Origin of the sequence: Kitasatospora sp. NPDC098663 (assembly GCF_044760075.1) — a bacterium.
GTDB lineage: Bacteria > Actinomycetota > Actinomycetes > Streptomycetales > Streptomycetaceae > Kitasatospora.
The window spans coordinates 293437-314081 of sequence record NZ_JBIWAP010000002.1 but is presented as its reverse complement, the minus strand read 5'-3'; the positions used below and the strand labels follow the sequence as shown (position 1 = coordinate 314081).

Genomic DNA, 20645 nt, shown 5'->3' with positions numbered 1-20645 from the left:
GACCGGGCCCGGTCGAACGGACGTTCCCGGCGCCCGGGCCACCGCACGCGCGCGGGCCGGGGCGCGAAATTCCGGAAACCGACTGTCAGCACGGCCGCGCCCGCCCCTAACATGAGGCACACCACACCCGGCCGCCCGTCCGGCGGCTCGCCTCCGCGCCCGTTTCGGCGCCCCTGAGGGTCCCGCGGCCCCTGGGGCGGAGCGAACCGGGGTCCGCATGAACGGGGTCCCCATGACCAACCCCCCGCCGCTGCTCGCCGAGGACCGCCCGGAATACGAGCGCCTCCTCGCCGAAGCCCTGCGCGACCACACCGTCCTCACCGCCCTGCGCGCCCCCGGCGCGCTCACCACCGACCAGCTGCGCATCCGCGCCCTGCGCGACGCCGACGCCATCGCCGCCGCGGCCGCCACCGAGTACACGCACTACACCCGGCTGCGCGAGACCCTGCGCACCACACCCCCGCCACCCCCGGGCGCCGAACCCATCGCCCCCGGACTGCTCACCCAACTGCGCTCCGCCAACGGCGGCGCCGGACTCTTCCCCGTCCTCACCGTGCTCACCCCGGTCCTCGCCTGGACCGCCGCCCTCGCCCTGCTGCTCATCGGCTACCTGCTGCGCGCCGCCAACCCCGACCTCACCCTCGCCCGCAGCCTCGTCACCGCCGGCTGGGTCGCCCTCGCCGCCGGAGTCGCCGCGATGGCCATCGGCATCATCGGACTCGTCCTCACCGCCATACGCGACGGCGGCTCCGCCACCCCGGCCGGCACCGACCCCGAACTCGCCGCCGAGCTCGCCGACGCCCGCCGCGAATGGCGCACCGCGCTGCGCGACCGCGGCCTGCTCCCCTACCTGCACACCCACCTGCCCGCCGTCCCCGCCGGCGCCCCCGACTTCACCAGCCCGGGGTACACCTCACCCGACTTCTCCAGCCCGGGCCCCGTCCCCACCGCCGACTACACCTCGCCCGACTTCACCAGCCCCGGCACCGTCCCCACCCCGGCCCCCGACTTCACCACCCCCGGCTACACCAGCCCCGCCTTCACCAGCCCCGACGACGTCACCTGAGCACCCGAACCCCGGCCAGTCCAGCAGGAGTTCGGCCGCCGGAGTGCGGCTGCCGGAGCGCGGTTGCCGGTCGCCGACGCCGCCGCCGCCATCGCCGTGGAGGCCGTCTCCGGCTCCCGAATCGGCGTCACCGGCCGCAGGCCGTCAGTCCGCGAGGGGAAGGCAGACCCGGTTGCCCTGGGCGGCGAACCCGGCGCACTGCTCCGGCTAGGGGCCGACCGAGGCGAAGACCTCGATGCCGCACTTCGCCGCGCCGCTGCGCCTGATCCTCGCGTCACTGGTGATCAGCGGTACGCCGAGGGCTTCCGCCAGGGCGACGTACTGGGCGTCGTAGGCGCTGAGGTTGGCGTGCAACTTCCTCACCCGGTCCCAGAACGCCAGCGTCTCCCGCTTGGCGATGGGAAGCATCCGGTAGGCGGCGACCGCTCGTTCCACTTCCCGCTCGGTCAGCGTGCCGCCCCGCTGCATGCCGAGGAGGGCCGACTGGATCTCGTAGTCCAGGAGGGTGGGGGCGTAGACGTCCCCCGCCGCGGCCACCCGGCCCCGGACGAGTTCCCCGTCCGGGCCGTGCGCCGTGAGGACCAGGACCAGGGCGGAACAGTCGATGACGATCAACGCCCGGCTCGCCCCTCGTCGATGGCCGCGACGACGTCGGCGGCACTGACGCGGGCGGTGGTCTCGCGGTCCAGCCGCGCCATCATCTCCGCCATCGTGGGCCTGGACGCCTCCCTGGCGATCAGGTCCTGCATGAACGCCTGCAGCGACTGGCCGGCCTGGGCCGCGCGGACCTTCAGGGTCTGGATCTGGTCCTCCGGGACGTCCCGGATGGTGAGCGCTGTCATATCTGCATTATAGCGCTGATACCTGCACAATGCAGATAGCCAAGTCCGGGTGATCGCGCGGCGAGCCCTTCCCCGCATCCGGGGGAGGGCTCGCCCATGCGCTGCGGCCTCAGCCGACCAGCGGCAGCCCGACTAGGGGCAGATCAACTCGATGGTCGGGAAGTACGTGCGGTAGCGCGTGGCATCACGGGTCAACAACCGGTAGCCGCGCACCGCCGCATGCGCACCGACGTAGAAGTCCGGCAACGGTGCGGTCTTCTGCCCGCCGCGCTTGCGGTACAGCAGAAATGCCTTGCCGGCCAGGAACCCCGCCTCGTAAGGGAGCGGCTCCCGCGCGAAGTCCTCGGCCGGGAGGACGGCGTCAAGGTCCTCGATCGCGGCGTACGCCACCGAGACCTCCGCGTAGACGATCGGGTTGATCACCACTTCGCCCTCGTCCTGGGCCTTGGACAGCGCGGCCTCCGACCAATCGGCCCAGGTCTCGTCGTTCGTCATCAGATCCAGCAGCACGCAGGAGTCCACCAGCGTCACCGGCCGCGCCCGGCCCGGTTCGACCAGCCTCAACCGGCTACTCGCCACGCAACAGCTCCATGATCTCGTCAGTGGACATGCCGCCCGCGGCGCTTCCCCTCATCCGACGGGCCACCCGCTGCCCCCTGGTGCTGTCGCCTGCCCGGCGCACTATCCGCAGGACGCCGCCTTCCTCGATGACGTCCACCTCGTCTCCGGGACGCAGGCCGCACTTCTCGCGAAGCTCCGCGGGGATCGTGACCTGCCCCTTGCTGTTGAGCCGCATCTCCCACCTCCGAAGTAGCACGTATTACCACTACCACGTAATACTAGCTCGGCGACCGGCTCCCCCGGTGGCCCGAGTGCGGCGCCGATCGCCTGAACACGCGGATCACGGACAGCTCGCCCCCCGAAAAGCACTGCTCCGGGAAAGCCTCCCGGCCTCCCGGAGCAGCACGGCCGGCGGGGCGACGTAAGTCGGCGAGGGGGAGGCAGACCCGGTTGCCCTGGGCGGCGAACTCGGCGGACTTCTCCGCCGTCCCGGCCAGGGCCTCGGCCTCGAACTCGGCCTCCACCGCGCTGGAACCGCCACCGTGCTCGGCGCGGATCTTCTGACTGATCTTCATCGACGACAACTTCAGCCCGGAACCAGGATTCACTGGTTGGAAGGGATCCCAGGCCGCCTGCTTCGGCGGCCACGTAGCCTCCACGGCGTCAGTCCCAGGGCGACTGCACCGATAGAAATGCTGACTACTGCCAAGACCCAGCAAGGTATGGAGGTTGATGGTTGACTGGTCCAGTCCCACCAACGATGCCGTCCGAGGTCTCCGGCTCCGTAGTACGTCAACGGGAAGATGGTGAGTACCGGCAGGATCCAAGAAAGCATCCAGCCGAAGATCCGGCCGGAAAGCAGGGCGAGGCCGATCCAGATCAGCAATGCCCGCATCATCACGACCGCTAGCTCCGACGTGGTGAAGATCGCCTCCGCCGATCCGAGCAGCGCCACCGTCACGGCACTGACGACGACGACGTGCGTCACCTCGAACGTACGAAAGGTCTTTGAGGCAGCGCGCTCCATGTCCGCCATGACGCTGTGCAGGCTTCCCGCCGCAAGCGCCGCGAACGCGATGGGAAGCTCTCGCCGGAAAGGAACAACTGCCACACCGACCGCGTTGCCTGCGGGAAGCGAGATATTGATGGAGCCGAACAGGGCATCGCAGGCTGTCACAAGCGCCAGGCCAACAGCCAGACCGTAGGCATGGTGGGCCCGCGCATATCTCCAGACGGTGGCGATTCGATCAGACACAGGGCACCGAGTGGAGTGTCTGCAGGCGTTGCTGCACCCAGGCGATCTGCGTCTCCTCGGGCTGCGTGGCCAGGCGCGCAACAGCCTCCATGTCCACGTTGGGCGGCCCACCGTGCATACTCGCGGGCCGGCCTCCCCCGTAGATTCGCACGGCCAACCACATAGACAACTCACCTGACGCCAGGCCGATTTGCTCCACCAGTTTCGTGTCCACCTTGGGGCAGAGTGGCGGGACTTCGTGCTGAACGATCGCGCTGCCCATGCTGATCGCAGGATCCCAGAGAGAGCCTTCCAGGATGTAGAAGTCGTTCACCTGGCCACTCCGGAGACCCTGCTCGTAATAGTCGCCCGGCACGGTGAACATGCCCGTCGGGAGCTTGGACATACGGCCCGCCATCGCCGTCACCTCGGGAAGGTACTTGCGGTCTTCAGGCCAGAGGCAGACCCGGGGGGCGGTTTCGGAGCACAGCGGCTCGGCCGCCGCTCGCTGGATCCGGATCGGGCCGGCGGGCCCGACGGCCACCGCGGCCAGCACGAAGACGGCTACCGCTCCCAGCGAGGCGAACCGCCGTGTGGCCGTTGCCCGCCACCCGACCCGACCACGCAGACGGGCACCGGGCCGGGCCACCAGGACCGCGATGGCCGCCAAGCCGCAGCCAAGTGCCAGCCGAACCAAGAGCGGTGATACGGCAACCTTGACGAACGGATCGCCGGAGAGCATGAGGAGGTCCAACGCGGACGGCTTTCCGATCCAGGCCAGGAAGAGGAAGCAGCCGAGGCCGCAAACCGCCGATGCCGCGTAGGGAGACGCCGACCATCGACCGACCAGATGTCCCAGACCGGCGCAGCCGACCATGACGCCGAAGCCCAGGAGGAGGTATCCGGGCCACAGGAAGCCCGACCCGGCATCCGAGATGCTCACAACGGCGGCTGAGACGGCGCCAACGAGATAGACCAACGTTCCGTAGCTGAGCGTCGCGGCAAGTTGCGCCAGTTCCAGTTGCCAGGCGGGTCGAGCCGAGGCGCCGAGTTGCTCGGTGATCCCCGCCCGCCGAGCACGTCCGGCCGTCCAGGTCGCCGAGGCGGCGAGGGCTGGTCCGAAATAGAGCGAGGGTAACTGCGCAGCCACGCTGGCCTGTGGCCAGACACCGATCCACCACTGGCTTCGTCCGAAGATCGCCGCGAAGTCGAGCGCCAGCAGAACGGGCAGCCACCAGCGTAGGGGTGAGCGCCTGATCTCCATCCAGTAGATCCGCATCAGCGGTGCACCCCCTGGGCGCCCAAGGTGGTCATGTATCCGCGCTCCAGCGGACTGTCACCGACAGCGTCCGCAGCCGCGGACTCGGCCAACTCGGCCGGAGTTCCCCGGAAGACGAATCTCCCCTCACTCAGAACCGCGACACTGCTGCAGACAGCAGAGACGTCTTCCACCAAGTGGGTGCTGAGGATCACCGCACTGTCACTGAGCGACCGGATGAGTTCGCGGAACTCCAGCCGCTGCGCCGGGTCCAGGCCGACAGTCGGCTCATCGAGAAGGAGCAGCCGGGGGGAGCCGACCATCGCGGTCGCGATCCCCGCCCGGCGGAGCATCCCGCCAGACAACGACTTCATCTTGGCTGAGACGCGGTCGGAGAGTCCCACGGCCTCGATCACGCGTCGCGTCTCACGGTCCGCTACCGACGTCGGCACTTCCCTGAGCCACGCGCAGTACCGGACGAAGTCGTATACCGAGAAGGAGGGGTAGTAACCGAAGTCCTGGGGAAGATATCCGACAGTTCGACGAGCGCGCCGAGCCGCGCCCTCGGAGACGACCCTGATCCCGCAGATCTCGATCTCACCCTCTTGAGGCGGAACGACGGTCGCAAGGGTTCTCAACAGTGTTGTCTTACCTGCTCCGTTGGGGCCGAGCAGGCCGGTGACACCTGGGCCGACCTCCAGATCGAGATCTGAGATCACCCTCTTGCTGCCGTATCCCTGCCCCAACCCGCGGACCACCACGATCGGCTCCACCCAGCACCTCTCCCTAGCCGGTCTGCTGCCTCCAGCGTGGCCGGAGGCAGCAGACCCTTACAGGCCTATCTCAGACTGCTGTTCACTTGTCGATTGGTCAGCTTCCCTGGGTGGTGAAGTGAATGGCGGCCCAGTTCGCCGAGAAGGTGCAGTAGACCTGGCCGAAGTTGTTGACGACCTGCCCCTTGGAGATGATGATCTGCGTCGAGACCGAGTCCGGCTCCGCCGCACACGACTCGTACACGCTGTACAGGCCGGTCTGGGTGGCGGACGGGCTGGTGCAGTGCCCGTTGGCTCCGGTGTCACCCCAAGTGGCGTAGCAACCATTCGTGGTGCCGCTCGTCCCACCTGCGCTTGCCGCCGGCGCGAGCACCGTGATTGCCGCGACCGTGAGGCCGCCTATCGCGGTCGCCTTCGGTACGATGGCGCCAATCAGCCGGATCCGGCTGGAAATCTTCGCCACTGTTTCCTCCTCAACGTCGATGCGGTGGCGAACGGGGCCCTGACGTGCCAGCGTTGGGGCCCCAGCTCCTCGGTGCGTCATGTTACGTTGCGTCGACCGGCCATCACCATGTGATTGCGGAAAAGTGGCCGCCCGCGGCCTATCTGGTCACGCACTCACCACAAGCCACAAGTGCCCCGCGCTCTACGGTAGTTGGATCCCACACCCTACTCACCAACCTCGCCTGGTGACGTCAGCCAGGAGCGCAGGAAGCGTCGTCACACCGACCTCGCCCTTGAGTCTCTTGATCTCCCGTCGGACCGTGCGCGAGCTGACGAACAGTGCCTCGGCTATCTCCTGGTAGCTCATGCCGAGCCGCACCATCTTGACGATCTCGATCTGTTTGTCACTTGGCTGGAAGTCGAGACACTCGGTCTCGGTCTGAACAGATCCCACGTTGTCCCCCCATGAGACTTTTCAGTCATCGATCGCGCCCAGGGCGATCGGGCGGACGCTGCCACGGCAGGGTCGCTACGCACTCAAACCGAAAGCTGGATCAGATTCCAACTCACCTGTTTCAGCCTCCGCCGGACAAATCACGAAGAACAACGCGGGATCGACTGCCACGGCACCGCTGCGCGGTCGGGCCGCGCACACACCATCGTTGGAACATGGACAACGCCGGGCCGCTTCACCCGGGAACCGGCCCGACCCCCGAGTGATGCGGCCCGCTCGGTTCCCGTAGTCAGTCGGCCAGCGGGAGGTAGACCTTGTTGCCCTGGGCCGCGAACTCCTCGGACATGGCCTTCATGCCCTCGACGGCCTCCGCGTCGTACTCGGGCGAGGCCGCCCCGTTGCCGAACTTCTCATTGATGCTTTTGCTGATCTTCATCGATGACAACTTCAGCCCGAAGCCCGAACATTGGAGCACTGCCGTCTACAGCCCGGGCAGTCGGTCGTCCGGCGTGGGAGACCTGCCTTCCTCCAGCCAGTAGAGATAGATCCGCAGGTCCGCTGCGAGGTCTCCGGCAATGTAGGACGTGTAGTCACGGACTGCGGCGGCCACTCCCTGCTCTGCCCAGTCGATGCCGTCCCAGTCCTGGCCGGAGAGGTAGTACGTGATCCGGTCGCGGTCACGCCACCACTCCCGCACGGCCTCCGGCGTCCATCGCACATCACCATCGCAGCCGTAGCCGAGGAACGGGTCGCAGTCGGCCGCTTCGACCAGCCGGGCGGCCTCTGCCGGGTTCCGGGGCTGGCGGTAGACGTACTCGGTCAGATACTCGCCCCCATAGAGAACGTGCTGAGGAGCGGAGATCCGGCCCGTCCGACAGGTGTCGGTCTCGCCTCCGTAGAAGGCCCCGGGAACGTTGAGCCAGAGGCGATCCTCCCAACGGCCTCGGAACGCGTCGCGGTCCTCGCCGAGTGCTTCCTCGGGATCGAAGTAGAGCGTCACAGCCCGAGGATAGAGCGAGTCTTCCGACCGGCCGCAGGAGTTCCGAGTGATGGAGCGCCGTTCCCGAACCGATCGGGACGGCGATCAGGTGTGGTGCGTCAGCCGGCCGGCGGGAGGTGCATCCTGCCGGCCTCGGGCCGCGCACCCTGCTGACTCGGCCCTCAGTCCGCCTGTACCTGGAGTCGGTAGTCGACCGCGACCGCGTATGTGCAACAGGGTCATCGGCCGGACCGCCGGGAGCATGCCGCGAGCCCTCCCCGAACAATGGCGAGGGCTCGCGGGCACCGACGTCTGCCATCCGGTGTCAGTCGGCCAGCGGGAGGTACACCCTGTTCCCCTGTGCCGCGAACTCCTCGGACATGGCCTTCATGCCCTCGACGGCCTCCGCGTCGTACTCGGTGGAGACAGCCGTCGAACCGTCACCGTGCTCGTCGCGGATCTTCTGGGAGATCTTCATCGAGCAGAACTTCGGGCCGCACATGGAGCAGAAGTGGGCCGTCTTGGCGGGTTCGGCGGGGAGGGTCTCGTCGTGGAAGGCGCGGGCGGTCTCCGGGTCGAGGGCCAGGTTGAACTGGTCCTCCCAGCGGAACTCGAAGCGGGCGTCGGACAGGGCGTCGTCCCAGTCCTGGGCGCCAGGGTGGCCCTTGGCGAGGTCGGCGGCGTGGGCGGCGATCTTGTAGGTGATCACGCCGGTCTTGACGTCGTCGCGGTTGGGCAGGCCCAGGTGCTCCTTGGGCGTGACGTAGCAGAGCATCGCGGTGCCCCACCAGGCGATCATCGCGGCGCCGATGCCCGAGGTGATGTGGTCGTAGCCGGGGGCGACGTCGGTGGTGAGCGGGCCGAGGGTGTAGAACGGCGCCTCGTCGCAGATCTCCTGCTGGAGATCCATGTTCTCCTTGATCTTGTGCATCGGGACGTGGCCCGGGCCCTCGATCATCACCTGGACGTCGCGCTCGCGGGCGATCCGGCCGAGTTCGCCGAGGGTCTGCAGTTCGGCGAACTGCGCCTCGTCGTTGGCGTCCGCGATGGAGCCGGGGCGCAGGCCGTCGCCGAGCGAGAAGGTGACGTCGTAGCGCGCGAGGATGTCGCAGAGCTCCTCGAAGTTGCTGTAGAGGAAGTTCTCCTGGTGGTGCGCCAGGCACCAGGCGGCCATGATCGAGCCGCCGCGCGAGACGATGCCGGTCTTGCGGCGGGCGGTCAGCGGGACGTACCGGAGCAGCACGCCGGCGTGGACGGTCATGTAGTCGACGCCCTGCTCGCACTGCTCGATGACGGTGTCCCGGTACACCTCCCAGCTCAGGTCCTCGGCCTTGCCGTCGACCTTCTCCAGGGCCTGGTAGAGCGGCACGGTGCCGATCGGCACGGGGGAGTTGCGCAGGATCCACTCGCGGGTGGTGTGGATGTTGCGGCCGGTGGAGAGGTCCATGACGGTGTCGGCGCCCCACCGGGTGGCCCAGGTCATCTTCTCCACCTCCTCCTCGATCGAGGAGGTGACGGCGGAGTTGCCGATGTTGGCGTTGATCTTCACCAGGAAGTTGGTGCCGATGATCGCCGGCTCCACCTCGGGGTGGTTCACGTTGACCGGGATGACGGCCCGGCCGCGGGCCACCTCGGCCCGCACGTACTCGGGGGCGAGGCCCTCGCGCAGCGCCACGAACTCCATCTCGGGGGTGACCACGCCCCGCTTGGCGTAGGCGAGTTGGGTGACGGCGGCACCGCCGCGGCCGCGCAGCGGGCGGCGCGGGCGGCCCGGGAAGACGGCGTCCAGGTTGCGCAGGTTCCCGCCGCGCGGCGAGGTGTGCTTGATCCCGTCGTCCTCGGGGCGCGCCTCGCGGCCGTCGTACTCCTCGACGTCGCCGCGCTGGCGGATCCAGGCGTCGCGCAGGGCGGGCAGGCCGCGCCGCACGTCGGGTTCGTAGGCCTGGTCGGTGTACGGGCCGGAGGTGTCGTACAGCGGGACGGTCCTGCCGTTGGTGAGCTGCACCTCGCGGTACGGGACCCGCAGGTCGGGCCGGGACCCTTCGCGGTAGGCCTTGCGCCAGGCCGGGGTGGGGTAGCCGGTGCCGGCGCTGGTGACGGTGGCGGTGGCGGCCTCGCCGGCCTCGGTGCCGCTGTTCCCGGTGCCACTGTTCCCGGTGCTGCGGGCAGGCTGCGGCTGTGCTTCGAACGTGGTCATCTGACCTCATACTCCCTACGCCGGCATTACCCGGTCAGGTTCCTGCGGTCGACGCAGCCGTCGGTCCGTCCGTCGACGTCCCGGTCAGCGCCCTCTCAGCCCGGTGCTCCGAGCTCCCGCGTCGGCAGGCGGTGTTGCCTGCACATGACGCCCAACACCGTAGCGAGCCGATCGCCGCAGGTCCAGCACGCCCCAGCAGGCCGGACGTCGCGCCGGGAACGCCGAAGGCCCGGCCCCCCGTCCAGGGGGGCCGGGCCTCGGGCGGTTGCTCAGCCCTTGGCGGCCTTCTTCACCAGGACCACCACGGCGGCGGCGATGCCGGCGACGACCAGCACCTTGATCATGATGCTCAGCAGGGCGCCGACGACGCCGAAGACGAATCCCAGGATGTTCCAGAGCAGCACCAGGACCAGCACCGGGATGACGATGTTCCGCACCCAGGAGGGCAGCGACTTCCAGAGCTCAGCCATGACCGTTCCTTCTCTCCCCGTGGGGTCGGCTGCCGTCCGGTGCCGCATCCCGCTTGCTTTCGGTACTTCGATCGTACGGGGACACGAGTGCCGGAACGAGGCCTGTCGGCCCGGAGAGAACCCCTAGATCACCCCGACCCGGGGCCCCGGGGAGACCCGGGTGCCGGCCTCGGGGACGACCCCCGGGAAGGGCCCCGCACCCCCTGCGGCCAGCGGTCAGACCGGCCAGCGCTCGCCGCGCCAGGCGGCGTCCCAGAACATCCACTCGTAGCGCGAGGTGGTCGTGAAGTGCTCGACGACCCGGCGCCGTTCGGCCGGGGAGATCTCCTCGCCGAGGCGGTCGGTGAGCGCCAGCACCCGGCGGACGACGGACTGGAACGCCTCGTCGCCGTAGGTGGCGATCCACTTGGCGTACAGCGGGTCGGGGGAGCCCTGGGCGAGCAGCGCCTCGCCGACCCGGGCGTAGATCCAGTAGCAGGGCAGCACCGCGCCGACGGCCTCGGCGAAGGAGCCGCCGTAGACGGTGGCCAGCAGGTAGCTGGTGTAGGCCCGGGTGGTGGGCAGCACCGGTTCGGCGGCGGCCTGCTCGGCGCTGCCGCCGAAGGCGGTCAGGAACTCGGCATGCATGCCCTGTTCCGCGGCCAGCGCGCCGACCGCGTCGTCGGCGAAGGCCCGCACGTCCTCCTCGCCGGGCGCCTTGGCGGCGCAGACGGCGAGCGCGCGGGCGTAGTCGCGCAGGTAGTGCGAGTCCTGGACGACGAAGTGGCGGAAGGCCGCACGCGGCAGGGTGCCGTCGGTGAGGCCGCCGATGAAGGGGTGGGCGAGGATCTCGGCGTACACCGGCTCGATGGCCGCCCAGAGTTCTTCCGTCAGGCTCTTGCTCATGCCCAGGACCCTAGACCGTCCGTCCCCGGTCGGGCCCGGTCGGTCCCCTGCCAGTTCCCGGCCAGTCCCCGGTCGGTTCCCGATCGATCCGCGGGCGGTCAGCCCTCGGGCGGGGAGAACACCACCAGGACCCGGAGCTCCTCGGTGACGTGGTGGAAGCGGTGCGGGGTGCCGGCCGGGACGTAGGCGACGGTGCCGCGCCCGACTGTGGCGGTCTCGGCGCCGACGGTCAGTTCGGCGCGGCCGCTGATCACCTGGTAGATCTCGTCCTGGTCGTGCGCGGTCTGCGGGTCGGTGTCGCCGGGGGAGAGCGCGTAGAGCCCGGCGGACATCCGCGGTTCGCGCAGGAAGCGCAGGTAGGCGCCGTCGTTCGCCGCGCGTTCGACGTCCAGTTCGTCCAACCGGAACAGCTTCACCGCTGCTCCCCTCCTTCGTCCATCCTCCGTGCGGGCCACGGGCATTCAACACCACGGGCACCGGACCGGGGGCGCCAAGATGTCCGGCGGGAGCGCCAACATGTCCGAGGAGAGCTTCCCCCGGGGCGGCGAGGCCTGCCAGGCTTGGGCGTCATGAAGGGTTTCCTCATCAAGACAGTGATCAACGCGGTGGCCATCTGGGTCGCCGCCTGGATCGTCAACGGTATCCAACTCGCCAGCGGCAAAGCCGACCTGGGACACAAGGCCCTGACGGTGGTCGCCGTCGCCGTGGTCTTCGGCTTGGTCAACTTCCTGATCAAGCCGCTGGTCAAGCTGTTCTCGTTCCCGCTGTTCATCCTCACCCTGGGACTGATCACCTTCGTGATCAACGCCCTGATGCTGTGGCTGACCTCCTGGGCCGCGGGGAAGCTGCACCTGGACTTCAACGTCACGGGCTTCGTGCCGGCGCTGCTCGGATCGCTGATCATCAGCCTGGTCTCGTGGGGGCTGCACCTGGCCCTGGACGACGACTGACCTCGGCCGTGGCCGGGCACCGACTGGCCGAACACGACCTGGCCGGGCACCGGCCGGCCGAACACGAGAGGGGCCCGCGCCCGGGTGGTTCACCCGGCGCGGGCCCCTTCGTCGGTGGCGGCGGTGCGGCCACCGCTCACCCCGCGTTCTCACATCCCCGGAGGATGTCCGCGAGCTCGGCGTCGAGTTCCCGCCCGGTGATCTCCTGGCCCATCGGCACCAGCCGGTCGGTGCGCGCCAGGAAGGCGACCAGCGGCGGCGCCGAGGCCCGCAGCAGGGCGTCCCCCTCGGGGGAGTGCAGCACGATGCAGACCTCGGTGAGCTCCTCGCCGACCGGGTGGATGTGCACGTCGCCCTCGCCGGAGGGCCGGCTGATGCCGTCGAGCAGCAGCTCGCGCGCGAACACCCAGGTGACGGGTTCGTCGCCGGGCAGGTGGAAGGTGAACCGGACGGCGTAGGGGTCGTCGGGCTCGTACTCCAGGTCCACCACGATGCGGAAGGAGAGCTCGTGCGAGACCACGAGGTTCATCACCAGGTGTCCCTGGACTGTGCTGTGCTGCATGGCGCCAGTACCTCTCGTGGGGGCGGCCGGGTGGGCCGTGGGGTAGGGGGCTGGGCAGGGCCGGGGGCTTCGGGTGCGGGGACTGGGTTGGATCGTCAATTGCTGCGTGTGGGACGTTTTCTGACGGTTTTGTGCAACCGATCCCTGTTAGATCCCCATCGTCCATGTTTGGGGACGTAGTGGACAAGGTGTGCTTTTTCAAATGGTGAACGAACGGGATCCGGGACGGCGCGGGGAGCGTCAGAGGACGAACGACGGGCCCATCGCGCCCACGCTGCGCCGCAGTTGGCCGGCGACGACGGTCAGCCGGTCGGCCTGTTCGACGGGCAGCGAGAGGGCCATGGTGGCGACCATCGGCCCGACGGTGATGGGGACGGCCGCGCAGACGGTGCCGAGCGCGTACTCCTGACGTTCCAGGACGGGCATGGTCGGTCGCAGGGAGGCGAGCCGGCGCAGGACGGCGGCCTCTCCGATGACGGTGGACGGGGTGAGCCCGACCGGCGGGTGGCGGGCGAGGTGGTCACGGCGCTCCTCCTCGGACAGTTGGCCGAGCAGGCACTGGCCGATGGCGTGCGCGTGGCCGGTGGCGCGGAGGTCGGCCCAGGGCTGGACGGCGGGGTGGCCGGGGTCGTCGGCGACGTCCACGACGTGGATCTCGCCGTCCCGGTAGAGCGCGAAGTAGACGGGGGCCCCGAGTTCGTCCCGTAACCGCCGCATCCGCGCGCGCAGGTCGCGCCGGTCGGACTGCCGGTCGTCGGCCCGGCCTATGCCGTTGACCGACTCCCCGTAGAAGAACCGGCCGTCGGAGCGCCGGAGGTAGCCCTCGTGGGTGAGGGTGCGCAGCAGGTGGTAGGCGGTGCCGAGCGGCAGTCCGGCGGCGCGGGCCAGTTGTTTGGCGGTGGCGCCCTGCCGGAATCCCCCGACGGCCTCCAGCAGCCGCAGTGCCCGCTGGACGGAACCGATCAGGGTGGGGCCGCGGCCCTTGCCCGGCGAGGTGGACGGAGAGCTGGACGGCGGCGGGCTGCCGGGCGGCGCGGTGGGCGTCGGCGACCTGGTGACGCGCCCGGTGCGGACCGTCCTGGACGGCTCTGCGATCTGATCCATGGCCACGTCCATCCCCCAGCCCGAGTCAATGCACAGAAAGGGCATCCGGAGCGAAGCCCTCCGATCTGCCCGATAGTGGCTCATTGCAGCACAGGGATGACCTCCCTGCAATCACTCTTACAGCGATCACTCGGCAAAATCCTTCGATTCGAAGGTAAAAATCAGGATCATTCGGCATTTGGAAGATCAGTTCAAGATTCACCTTCGCTATCCAAGATCTATCCGCAGTTACTCCCCGCCCCCGAACGGACGCACCGGTTCGGGCGGGTTTCGGCCGGACCGTCCCGCGGGAGACTCCCGCACAACGCTCCAGCCCCGGAGGTCGCCATGGGCCCCGACAACCGAACCCCGCCGCCCCGCCCGGTGGTGAAGCGCACCGCGCGGGCGATCCTGCTGGAGCTCGACCCGGACGACCCGTACGGCCCGGCCTCGATCGTGCTGATCCGGCGGGTCCGGCCCGGCTCGCCCCAGCCGTACTGGATCACTCCCGGCGGCGGGGTCGAACGCGGCGACCGCACCGTGGTCGAGGCGCTGCACCGCGAGGTGGACGAGGAACTCGGCGGCAAGATCGTCGACGTGGTGCCCGCCTTCGTCGACACCATCAGCCACACGCACCATGACGACGGCACCCTGCTCCACCCGCACGGGGTCAAGGTGCAGCACTTCTTCGCCTGCCGGCTCGCCTCGATGGACCTCAGCCGGCGGCACGGCCCCGAGGTGGACGAGCCCAACGGCGAGTACCAGGTGGTCCGGCTGCCGTTCACCCGCGAGGGGGTGACCTCCGTCAACGTCGTCCCGCCCCGGCTGCGGGCGTACCTGGCGGCCAACATCGAGGGCGTCCGCGCGCTGCTCGCCCCGGACCTCGGCTGACCGGCTGACCCGCCGGCCACTCCCGATCACCCCGCCGCGAGGTCGCCCACCAGGTCGTGCCGGATCCGCTCGGCCGCCACGCCCGAGCGCAGCAGCACCCCGACGCCCCGGCGGACCATCGCGGGCGGCCCGCTGAGGAACGCCTCCCGCCCGGCCCACGGCCCGAACCGGCCCACCACCTCGGGGAGTTCGCCGGTCAGCGCACCCTCGGCCGGCCCGGTGCCGGAGAGCACCGGCCGCACCGTGAGCCACGGCAGCCGCCGGGCCAACTCGTCCAGCCCGTCCAGCTCGTACAGGTCGGCGACGCGGCGGGCCCCGTAGAACACGTCGACGGCGCCGACCGGCGTGCCGCGCTCGGCCACCTCCTCGACCAGCGCGCGGATCGGCGCGATGCCGGTGCCGCCGCCGAGGCAGAGCAGGTCCGCGCCGGCGGCGTGGTCGGCGGTCATCGTGCCGACCGCCGGGCCCAGCCGCAGGACGTCCCCGGGCGCGGCCCGGTGGACGAGCGCGTTGCTCACCCAGCCCGCCTGGACGGCCTTCACGTGGAAGGTCAGCAGCCCGTCCGGCCGGGGGGCCGAGGCGAACGAGAAGTGCCGCCAGACCCGCGGCCACCAGGGCGTCTCCAGACTGGTGTACTGCCCGGCCCGGTACGGGTACGCCTGGTCCGGCCGGACGGTGATCACCGCGACGTCCCGGGTGCGGCGCTCGTGCCGGACCACCTCGCCCTGCCACCAGGGCGGCGAGGTGCGGGCGGCGTCCTCGGCGGCCTCGATCATGATCGAGGAGACCAGCCGGTAGACCCGACGCCAGGCCAGCTCGGTCTCGGCGTCCCACCGGCTGCCCGCGTACCTGGCCAGCGCCTGTACCAGGCACTCGCCGACCGGGCCGTAGTGGCCGGTCAGCGTGCCGTACCGGCGGTGGCCGCGGCCGAGCGCGCCGAGGTGGACGCGCAGGCCGGCCGGGTCGTCGGCGCTGCGGGCGGCGGCCAGCAGCGCGCGGAACAGGCGGTCCCGCTGGACGTCCATGGCGGCCGGGAAGAGCGCCCGGACCTCGGGGTGGTGCAGGAAGATCAGCGCGTAGAAGTGCGCGGTGGCGCGGTCGGCGACCGGCTCGACGACCGCCAGGCTGGCCCGGATCAGCTCGACGTCCCGTACGGTGAGCGGCTGGTCGACGGCGGAGGCGCCGAGGCCGGGGGCGCCGAGGCCGGGGACGCCGAGGCCGGGGACGGGCAGCTGGGCCGACAGCTGGGCCGGGCGGCCCTCGGCGGGCTCCTGCGCGGCCCAGGCCCTGGTCCAACTGTCACCGGGGCCAGCCCAGTTGAGGCCGGGAGCGTCGGTGAAAAGCGGCCGGAACGCGGGGGCGGCAGGCGGTTCGGCGGGCGGCTCCGGGTAGTCGGGCGCGGGGACGACGGGTGGCTGCACCGGCGGGGCGGGCACCGTCGGAAGGACGGTCGTCGGCGCCTCGGCCGGGATCCACGGCGGGAGGTCCGGCGGGTCCAGCGGCATCGGCGGCCGCTCGGGCCCCGCCGCGTCCGGGCCCGCGTCCGCCGGGAGCTCCGGCAGGCCCGGGACGGAGGCGGCGCCCGCCGATCCGTGCCCGGTGCGGACCAGAAGTGTTCTGCGGGACTTCACCGCAACGTTTCGAGTACCCAAGAGAATCGTTTCGCCTCCGGCCGCCCTGCGCCACCACCTGGCTTGTCTCTGCTGGCGCCTAGGCAGCGTGGCACGCCCGAACTGCTCATCCGACAAATCACGCGAAGCCCGGACGCCCGGGCCCGGGACGCGCTACTCTCCCTCGATTCGCGCCCCGTCGCCCTGGGTGCGGAGCACGCCACCCAGGGCGACCGAGCCGTCCTCAGAGCTGCCGCAGCAGCGTCCCCGGCCGCTCCACGCAGTCCGCGACGAACCGCAGGAAACCGCCCGCCGTCCCGCCGTCGCAGACCCGGTGGTCGAAGGTGAACGACAGCTGCACGACCTCGCGCACAGCCAACTCCCCCTCGTGCACCCAGGGTTTGGCGACGATCCGGCCGACCCCGAGCATCGCCGCCTCGGGGTGGTTCAGGATCGGGGTGGAGCCGTCCACGCCGAACACCCCGTAGTTGTTCAACGTGAAGGTGCCACCGGTCAGTTCGGCCGGGGTGAGCGAGCCGTCGCGTGCCGCCTCGGTCAACCGACCCAGTTCCTCGCCGAGTTGCTCGGTGGTGCGGGCGTGGGCGTCCCGCACCACCGGGACGACCAGACCCCTCCGGCCCTGCGCGGCGAAGCCCAGGTGCACCGCCGGGTGCCGGATGATGCCCGAACCGTCCTCCGTCACACTGGAGTTGAGCTCCGGGAAGCGGGCCAGCGCGACCGTGCAGATCCGGGCGAGCAGCGCCAGCACGCTCACCTTCGGGCCCGGGGCGGCATTCAACTGCCGCCGCAGCAGCATCAGTTCGGTGGCATCGGTGTCCACCCAGCAGGTCACCGCGGGGATCTCCCGGTGGCTGCGGCCGAGCTTCTCGGCCACCGCCTTGCGCAGCCCGCGCAGCGGGACGACGCCCTCCCGCGCGACCGGCCCCGGAGCCGTCGGAGCCGTCGGAGCCGCCGGAGCCGTCGGAGCCGTCGGAGCCGTCAGGGCCACCGCCTTCACCGCGACCGCCCGTTCGACGTCCGCGCGCATGATCAGCCCGTCCGGGCCGCTGCCGGAGAGCGCGGCCAGGTCGACCCCCTGTTCCCGGGCCAGCCGCCGCACCAGCGGCGAGATCACCGGCACCACGCCCGGAACGGTCCGCACCACCGGCGCGGGAGCCGGAACGACGACCGGGACGACAGCCGGAACAGCAGCGGAGACAGGACCAGGAACCGCACCCCCCACCCGGCGCCGCCGCCCGCCCTTCCCCGGCTCGGCGACCCCGTACCCGACCAGCGGCCGCTCCACCTCCGCCGCCGCCTCGGCCAGCATCCCGGCCGCCGCCTCGACCAGCAGCGAAGCCCCATCCGCCGGAGCCACCGCGACCGTCACCAGCGGCGCGCCCACGGCGATCTCCTCGCCCTCCTCGCCGTACCGGGCGGTGACCACCCCGCCGTACGGGCAGGGCACCTCCACCACGGCCTTGGCGGTCTCCACCTCCACCACCGGCTGGTCGACCGCGATCACCTCGCCGACCTCGACCAGCCACCGCACCACCTCGGCCCCGGTGAGTCCCTCACCGAGGTCGGGCAGCCGGAACTCGCGCACGACGGGCATCATCCTCGGTCCTCCCACTGCAGCCGGGCGACCGCGTCCAGGATCCGGTCCACCCCGGGCAGGTGGTGGTGCTCCAGCATCGGCGGCGGGTAAGGGATGTCGAAGCCGGTCACCCGCAGCACGGGCGCGGCCAGGTGGTGGAAGCAGCGCTCGGTGACCCGGGCGGCGATCTCCGCGCCGGTGCCGCCGAAGCCGCTCGCCTCGTGCACCACCACGGCCCGGCCGAGCGAGCGCACCACCCGGCAGACCGTCTCGTCGTCGAACGGCACCAGGGTGCGCAGGTCCAGCACCGCGAGGTCCCAGCCCTCGGCCTTCGCCGTCTCGGCCGCCTCCAGGCAGACCGGCAGCGAGGGCCCGTAGGTGATCAGGACGGCGGAGGTGCCGGGCCGCCGCAGCACGGCCCGGCCGATCGGCTCGACCGGCGCGGCCGGGTCGAACCCGTCCTTGCCCCAGTAGAGCCGCTTGGGCTCCAGGAAGACCACCGGGTCGTCGGAGGCGATCGAGGCCCGCAGCAGCCCGTACGCGTCGGCGACCGTCGCCGGGGTGACCACGTGCAGGCCGGGGGTGGCCGCGTAGTACGCCTCGGAGGCGTCGCTGTGGTGCTCGACCCCGCCGATGCCGCCGCCGTACGGGATGCGGACGGTGATCGGCAGCGGGAGCCGGCCGGCCGTGCGGTTGCGCATCTTGGCGACGTGCGAGAACAGCTGCTCCAGCGCCGGGTAGGCGAAGGCGTCGAACTGCATCTCGACGACCGGGCGCAGCCCGTACATCGCCATGCCGATCGCGGTGCCGAGGATACCGGCCTCGGCCAGCGGGGTGTCCAGGCAGCGGTCGGGGCCGAACTCGGCGGTCAGCCCGTCGGTGATCCGGAAGACGCCGCCGAGCGCGCCGACGTCCTCGCCGAGCACGTGCACCGCCGGGTCCTCGCGCAGGGCGTCGCGCAGCGCCGCGTTGAGCGCCTGCGCCATGCTCGCCGTACGGGTCGGTGTGGCCGTCTGGTTCATCAGTGCTGCACCTCGGCCTCGGCGGCCAGCTCGGCGGACAACTGGGCGGCCTGTTCCCGCAGTTGCGGGGTCGGCTCGGCGAAGACATGGGTGAACAGGGCCATCGGGTCCAGCTCGGGGTCGGCGTGGAACTCGGCCCGCATCCGGGCCGCCAGCGCCTCCGCCTCGTCGGCCGCCGACTGCACCAGCGCGTCGTCCAGGACGCCGAGTTCGCGCAGCGAGCGGTCCATCAGCAGGATCGGGTCGTACTCCCGCCAGGCGGCGACCTCCGGGTCGGTGCGGTACCGGGTGGCGTCGTCGGCGTTGGTGTGCGCCTCGACCCGGTAGGTGAGCGCCTCGACCAGGGTCGGGCCGCCGCCGGTCCGGGCCCGCTCGACCGCCTCGGTCAGGACGCCGTGCACGGCGGGCGCGTCGTTGCCGTCCACCAGCCGGCCCGGCATGCCGTAGCCGACGGCCTTGTGGGCGAGGGTGGGCGCGGCGGACTGCGCGCTGAGCGGGACGGATATCGCGTAGCCGTTGTTCTGCACCAGGAAGACCACCGGTGCCTGGAGCACCGCGGCGAAGTTCAGCGCCTCGTGGAAGTCGCCCTCGCTGGTGCCGCCGTCGCCGAGCAGGGCCAGCGCGACCACCGGCTCGCCGGCCAGCCGGGCGGCGTGCGCCAGCCCGACGGCGTGCGGGGCCTGGGTGGCGAGCGGGGTGCAGAGCGGGGCGGTGCGGGTGGCTCGCGGGTCGTAGCCGGTGTGGGCGGTGCCGCGCAGCAGGGTCAGCGCCTCCAGCGGGTCGACGCCCCGGGAGACCACCGCGAGGGTGTCGCGGTAGCTGGGGAACAGCCAGTCGGCCTCGCCGAGCGCCAGCGCGGCGGCGACCTGGCAGGCCTCCTGGCCGGTGGACGCCGGGTAGACGGCCAGCCGGCCCTGCTTGGTCAGGGTGGTGGCCTGCTGGTTGAAGCGGCGGCCGACCACCAGGCGGCGGTACAGCTCGCGCAGCAGTGCGGGGTCGTACTTCTCCAGCGCGGGGGTGCCGAGCACCCGGACCGGTGAGGCGTCCGGGAGCAGGGGGGCCGGGTCGGTCCGCGGGGCGGTGGCTCCGGGGGTCCAGCCGGGCACCGCCGTGTGGTGTCTGTGGTCGAGAACGGTCATCTCGGGGCACCTCCTGGGGTGGCGGGGGCTCCCTACCGATTGTTCGGTCGTCTGTTCATCTTGACCAGAAGCGTGACAAGGTGGTGGACATTCGGCCTGAGCGGCGGTCGACTGGTGGCAGTGCGTCCAATCGGCGAGGGTGGGGGGTCATGTCGGCTGAACAGATGTCCAGACTCGACCGGGTCGACCGTTCGATCCTGCGGCTGCTGCAGCAGGACGGCCGCGCCTCGATCCGCTCGGTGGCCGAGCGGGTGCACGTGTCCCGGGCGAACGCCTACGCCCGGATATCCAGGATGGTCGAGGACGGCATCATTCGCGGCTTCACCGCCCGCGTCGACCACGAACGGGCAGGTCAGGGCGCGTCCGCGTACATCACCCTGAAGATCGTCCAGAACTCCTGGCGCACGGTCCGGGAGCAGCTGCTGGAGCTCCCCGGGGTCGCCCACATCGCCCTGGTCGGCGGAGACTTCGACGTCCTGCTGCTGGTGCACACCGCGGACAACCACGCGCTGCGGGAGCTGGTGCTGGGCAGCATCCAGTCCATCCCCCAGGTGCTCGGCACCCGGACCATGCTGATCTTCGAGGAGACCGACCAGGTCCCCCCGGACTGACCAAGCCCCCCGGACCG

The 20645-nt window shown here is 70.9% G+C and carries 26 protein-coding genes and 1 riboswitch; of the genes, 4 read left to right on the top strand and 22 right to left on the bottom strand.

Features of this window, described 5'->3' with window-relative positions:
* Window positions 1-232: 232 nt before the first annotated feature.
* On the top strand, window positions 233-1066 hold the full coding sequence (locus ACIQVZ_RS03490; protein ID WP_350876847.1) for a hypothetical protein: 834 nt from the start codon (window positions 233-235) through the stop codon (window positions 1064-1066).
* A 207-nt stretch (window positions 1067-1273) separates the two neighbouring features.
* Here the strand turns inward: ACIQVZ_RS03490 and ACIQVZ_RS03485 are convergent, their stop codons facing one another.
* The 16 genes from ACIQVZ_RS03485 to ACIQVZ_RS03410 form a co-directional block, all read right to left on the bottom strand.
* Entirely contained in the window at window positions 1274-1681 is a 408-nt protein-coding gene (locus ACIQVZ_RS03485; protein ID WP_402446792.1) for a type II toxin-antitoxin system VapC family toxin, read from the bottom strand.
* Window positions 1678-1908 carry a FitA-like ribbon-helix-helix domain-containing protein gene (locus ACIQVZ_RS03480; protein ID WP_402446789.1) on the bottom strand — a complete coding sequence of 77 codons (231 nt, stop codon included), beginning with the start codon at window positions 1906-1908 and terminating at the stop codon, window positions 1678-1680. Before ACIQVZ_RS03480 ends, ACIQVZ_RS03485 begins: the two co-directional genes overlap by 4 nt.
* A gap of 132 nt (window positions 1909-2040) precedes the next feature.
* The gene (locus ACIQVZ_RS03475) at window positions 2041-2487 is read right to left on the bottom strand and encodes a type II toxin-antitoxin system VapC family toxin (protein WP_402446787.1); all 447 of its coding nucleotides are present in this window, start codon (window positions 2485-2487) and stop codon (window positions 2041-2043) included.
* The gene (locus ACIQVZ_RS03470; protein WP_402446785.1) at window positions 2477-2704 is read right to left on the bottom strand and encodes an AbrB/MazE/SpoVT family DNA-binding domain-containing protein; all 228 of its coding nucleotides are present in this window, start codon (window positions 2702-2704) and stop codon (window positions 2477-2479) included. The genes ACIQVZ_RS03475 and ACIQVZ_RS03470 overlap by 11 nt, the downstream gene beginning before the upstream one ends.
* 43 nt (window positions 2705-2747) lie before the next feature.
* Window positions 2748-3044, bottom strand: a complete 297-nt coding sequence (locus ACIQVZ_RS03465) for a hypothetical protein (RefSeq protein ID WP_402446782.1) — start codon at window positions 3042-3044, stop codon at window positions 2748-2750.
* A gap of 29 nt (window positions 3045-3073) precedes the next feature.
* A complete protein-coding gene (locus tag ACIQVZ_RS03460) occupies window positions 3074-3724 on the bottom strand; it encodes a hypothetical protein (RefSeq protein ID WP_402446780.1) in 651 nt (216 codons plus the stop codon).
* Window positions 3717-4982: an ABC transporter permease gene (locus tag ACIQVZ_RS03455; RefSeq protein WP_402446778.1), complete on the bottom strand. Its 1266-nt coding sequence runs from the start codon at window positions 4980-4982 to the stop codon at window positions 3717-3719. The genes ACIQVZ_RS03460 and ACIQVZ_RS03455 overlap by 8 nt, the downstream gene beginning before the upstream one ends.
* Window positions 4982-5734 (bottom strand): ATP-binding cassette domain-containing protein, encoded by a 753-nt coding sequence (locus ACIQVZ_RS03450; RefSeq protein WP_402446775.1) that lies wholly within the window; start codon window positions 5732-5734, stop codon window positions 4982-4984. The genes ACIQVZ_RS03455 and ACIQVZ_RS03450 overlap by 1 nt, the downstream gene beginning before the upstream one ends.
* Window positions 5735-5831: 97 nt before the next feature.
* Complete coding sequence (locus tag ACIQVZ_RS03445; protein ID WP_402446772.1) at window positions 5832-6197, bottom strand: hypothetical protein; 366 nt, start codon at window positions 6195-6197, stop codon at window positions 5832-5834.
* Between the two features lie 210 nt (window positions 6198-6407).
* The gene (locus tag ACIQVZ_RS03440) at window positions 6408-6632 is read right to left on the bottom strand and encodes a helix-turn-helix transcriptional regulator (protein WP_402446769.1); all 225 of its coding nucleotides are present in this window, start codon (window positions 6630-6632) and stop codon (window positions 6408-6410) included.
* Between the two features lie 289 nt (window positions 6633-6921).
* Window positions 6922-7068, bottom strand: a complete 147-nt coding sequence (locus ACIQVZ_RS03435) for a hypothetical protein (RefSeq protein ID WP_402446766.1) — start codon at window positions 7066-7068, stop codon at window positions 6922-6924.
* 45 nt (window positions 7069-7113) lie between these two features.
* Window positions 7114-7632: a ferredoxin gene (locus tag ACIQVZ_RS03430; protein ID WP_402446763.1), complete on the bottom strand. Its 519-nt coding sequence runs from the start codon at window positions 7630-7632 to the stop codon at window positions 7114-7116.
* Between the two features lie 304 nt (window positions 7633-7936).
* Window positions 7937-9808: a phosphomethylpyrimidine synthase ThiC gene (gene thiC / locus ACIQVZ_RS03425; protein WP_402446760.1), complete on the bottom strand. Its 1872-nt coding sequence runs from the start codon at window positions 9806-9808 to the stop codon at window positions 7937-7939.
* A riboswitch (TPP riboswitch) is annotated at window positions 9804-9938 on the bottom strand. Its footprint overlaps the gene before it by 5 nt.
* Window positions 9939-10077: 139 nt before the next feature.
* Window positions 10078-10278 carry a DUF5326 family protein gene (locus ACIQVZ_RS03420; protein WP_350876827.1) on the bottom strand — a complete coding sequence of 67 codons (201 nt, stop codon included), beginning with the start codon at window positions 10276-10278 and terminating at the stop codon, window positions 10078-10080.
* A 216-nt stretch (window positions 10279-10494) separates the two neighbouring features.
* On the bottom strand, window positions 10495-11163 hold the full coding sequence (gene tenA / locus ACIQVZ_RS03415; protein ID WP_063348422.1) for a thiaminase II: 669 nt from the start codon (window positions 11161-11163) through the stop codon (window positions 10495-10497).
* Between the two features lie 98 nt (window positions 11164-11261).
* Entirely contained in the window at window positions 11262-11579 is a 318-nt protein-coding gene (locus tag ACIQVZ_RS03410) for a cupin domain-containing protein (RefSeq protein WP_350876824.1), read from the bottom strand.
* Window positions 11580-11732: 153 nt separating this feature from the next.
* Between ACIQVZ_RS03410 and ACIQVZ_RS03405 the strand changes: the two genes are divergently transcribed.
* Window positions 11733-12113, top strand: a complete 381-nt coding sequence (locus ACIQVZ_RS03405) for a phage holin family protein (RefSeq protein ID WP_063351244.1) — start codon at window positions 11733-11735, stop codon at window positions 12111-12113.
* A 136-nt stretch (window positions 12114-12249) separates the two neighbouring features.
* Here the strand turns inward: ACIQVZ_RS03405 and ACIQVZ_RS03400 are convergent, their stop codons facing one another.
* Both ACIQVZ_RS03400 and ACIQVZ_RS03395 read right to left on the bottom strand, forming a co-directional pair.
* Window positions 12250-12675, bottom strand: a complete 426-nt coding sequence (locus ACIQVZ_RS03400) for an SsgA family sporulation/cell division regulator (RefSeq protein ID WP_350876822.1) — start codon at window positions 12673-12675, stop codon at window positions 12250-12252.
* Between the two features lie 240 nt (window positions 12676-12915).
* A complete protein-coding gene (locus ACIQVZ_RS03395; protein WP_350876820.1) occupies window positions 12916-13779 on the bottom strand; it encodes a helix-turn-helix domain-containing protein in 864 nt (287 codons plus the stop codon).
* Between the two features lie 327 nt (window positions 13780-14106).
* Between ACIQVZ_RS03395 and ACIQVZ_RS03390 the strand changes: the two genes are divergently transcribed.
* A complete protein-coding gene (locus tag ACIQVZ_RS03390; RefSeq protein WP_063348425.1) occupies window positions 14107-14649 on the top strand; it encodes an NUDIX domain-containing protein in 543 nt (180 codons plus the stop codon).
* A 26-nt stretch (window positions 14650-14675) separates the two neighbouring features.
* On the opposite strand, the gene ACIQVZ_RS03385 is transcribed toward ACIQVZ_RS03390, so the two are convergent.
* The 4 genes from ACIQVZ_RS03385 to pdhA form a co-directional block, all read right to left on the bottom strand.
* Window positions 14676-16280, bottom strand: a complete 1605-nt coding sequence (locus ACIQVZ_RS03385) for a globin domain-containing protein (RefSeq protein WP_402446752.1) — start codon at window positions 16278-16280, stop codon at window positions 14676-14678.
* 223 nt (window positions 16281-16503) lie between these two features.
* Window positions 16504-17874, bottom strand: a complete 1371-nt coding sequence (locus tag ACIQVZ_RS03380) for a dihydrolipoamide acetyltransferase family protein (protein ID WP_402446891.1) — start codon at window positions 17872-17874, stop codon at window positions 16504-16506.
* A complete protein-coding gene (locus ACIQVZ_RS03375; protein ID WP_350876812.1) occupies window positions 17874-18878 on the bottom strand; it encodes an alpha-ketoacid dehydrogenase subunit beta in 1005 nt (334 codons plus the stop codon). The genes ACIQVZ_RS03380 and ACIQVZ_RS03375 overlap by 1 nt, the downstream gene beginning before the upstream one ends.
* Window positions 18878-20017, bottom strand: coding sequence for a pyruvate dehydrogenase (acetyl-transferring) E1 component subunit alpha (pdhA, locus tag ACIQVZ_RS03370; RefSeq protein WP_402446750.1), 1140 nt, complete (start codon window positions 20015-20017; stop codon window positions 18878-18880). The genes ACIQVZ_RS03375 and pdhA overlap by 1 nt, the downstream gene beginning before the upstream one ends.
* Before the next feature lie 149 nt (window positions 20018-20166).
* Between pdhA and ACIQVZ_RS03365 the strand changes: the two genes are divergently transcribed.
* Window positions 20167-20628 (top strand): Lrp/AsnC family transcriptional regulator, encoded by a 462-nt coding sequence (locus ACIQVZ_RS03365; RefSeq protein ID WP_350876808.1) that lies wholly within the window; start codon window positions 20167-20169, stop codon window positions 20626-20628.
* Window positions 20629-20645 lie beyond the last annotated feature (17 nt).

What these genes read in the sequence shown, in the direction of transcription:
- pdhA (WP_402446750.1), bottom strand. Translation starts at nt 20,017, where the DNA reads ATGACCGTTCTCGACCACAGACACCACACGGCGGTGCCCGGCTGGACC.
- ACIQVZ_RS03390 (WP_063348425.1), top strand. Translation starts at nt 14,107, where the DNA reads ATGGGCCCCGACAACCGAACCCCGCCGCCCCGCCCGGTGGTGAAGCGC.
- ACIQVZ_RS03395 (WP_350876820.1), bottom strand. Translation starts at nt 13,779, where the DNA reads ATGGATCAGATCGCAGAGCCGTCCAGGACGGTCCGCACCGGGCGCGTC.
- ACIQVZ_RS03365 (WP_350876808.1), top strand. Translation starts at nt 20,167, where the DNA reads ATGTCGGCTGAACAGATGTCCAGACTCGACCGGGTCGACCGTTCGATC.
- tenA (WP_063348422.1), bottom strand. Translation starts at nt 11,163, where the DNA reads ATGAGCAAGAGCCTGACGGAAGAACTCTGGGCGGCCATCGAGCCGGTG.
- ACIQVZ_RS03400 (WP_350876822.1), bottom strand. Translation starts at nt 12,675, where the DNA reads ATGCAGCACAGCACAGTCCAGGGACACCTGGTGATGAACCTCGTGGTC.
- ACIQVZ_RS03470 (WP_402446785.1), bottom strand. Translation starts at nt 2,704, where the DNA reads ATGCGGCTCAACAGCAAGGGGCAGGTCACGATCCCCGCGGAGCTTCGC.
- ACIQVZ_RS03375 (WP_350876812.1), bottom strand. Translation starts at nt 18,878, where the DNA reads ATGAACCAGACGGCCACACCGACCCGTACGGCGAGCATGGCGCAGGCG.
- ACIQVZ_RS03490 (WP_350876847.1), top strand. Translation starts at nt 233, where the DNA reads ATGACCAACCCCCCGCCGCTGCTCGCCGAGGACCGCCCGGAATACGAG.
- ACIQVZ_RS03480 (WP_402446789.1), bottom strand. Translation starts at nt 1,908, where the DNA reads ATGACAGCGCTCACCATCCGGGACGTCCCGGAGGACCAGATCCAGACC.
- ACIQVZ_RS03465 (WP_402446782.1), bottom strand. Translation starts at nt 3,044, where the DNA reads ATGAAGATCAGTCAGAAGATCCGCGCCGAGCACGGTGGCGGTTCCAGC.
- thiC (WP_402446760.1), bottom strand. Translation starts at nt 9,808, where the DNA reads ATGACCACGTTCGAAGCACAGCCGCAGCCTGCCCGCAGCACCGGGAAC.
- ACIQVZ_RS03455 (WP_402446778.1), bottom strand. Translation starts at nt 4,982, where the DNA reads ATGCGGATCTACTGGATGGAGATCAGGCGCTCACCCCTACGCTGGTGG.
- ACIQVZ_RS03420 (WP_350876827.1), bottom strand. Translation starts at nt 10,278, where the DNA reads ATGGCTGAGCTCTGGAAGTCGCTGCCCTCCTGGGTGCGGAACATCGTC.
- ACIQVZ_RS03435 (WP_402446766.1), bottom strand. Translation starts at nt 7,068, where the DNA reads ATGAAGATCAGCAAAAGCATCAATGAGAAGTTCGGCAACGGGGCGGCC.
- ACIQVZ_RS03380 (WP_402446891.1), bottom strand. Translation starts at nt 17,874, where the DNA reads ATGCCCGTCGTGCGCGAGTTCCGGCTGCCCGACCTCGGTGAGGGACTC.
- ACIQVZ_RS03405 (WP_063351244.1), top strand. Translation starts at nt 11,733, where the DNA reads ATGAAGGGTTTCCTCATCAAGACAGTGATCAACGCGGTGGCCATCTGG.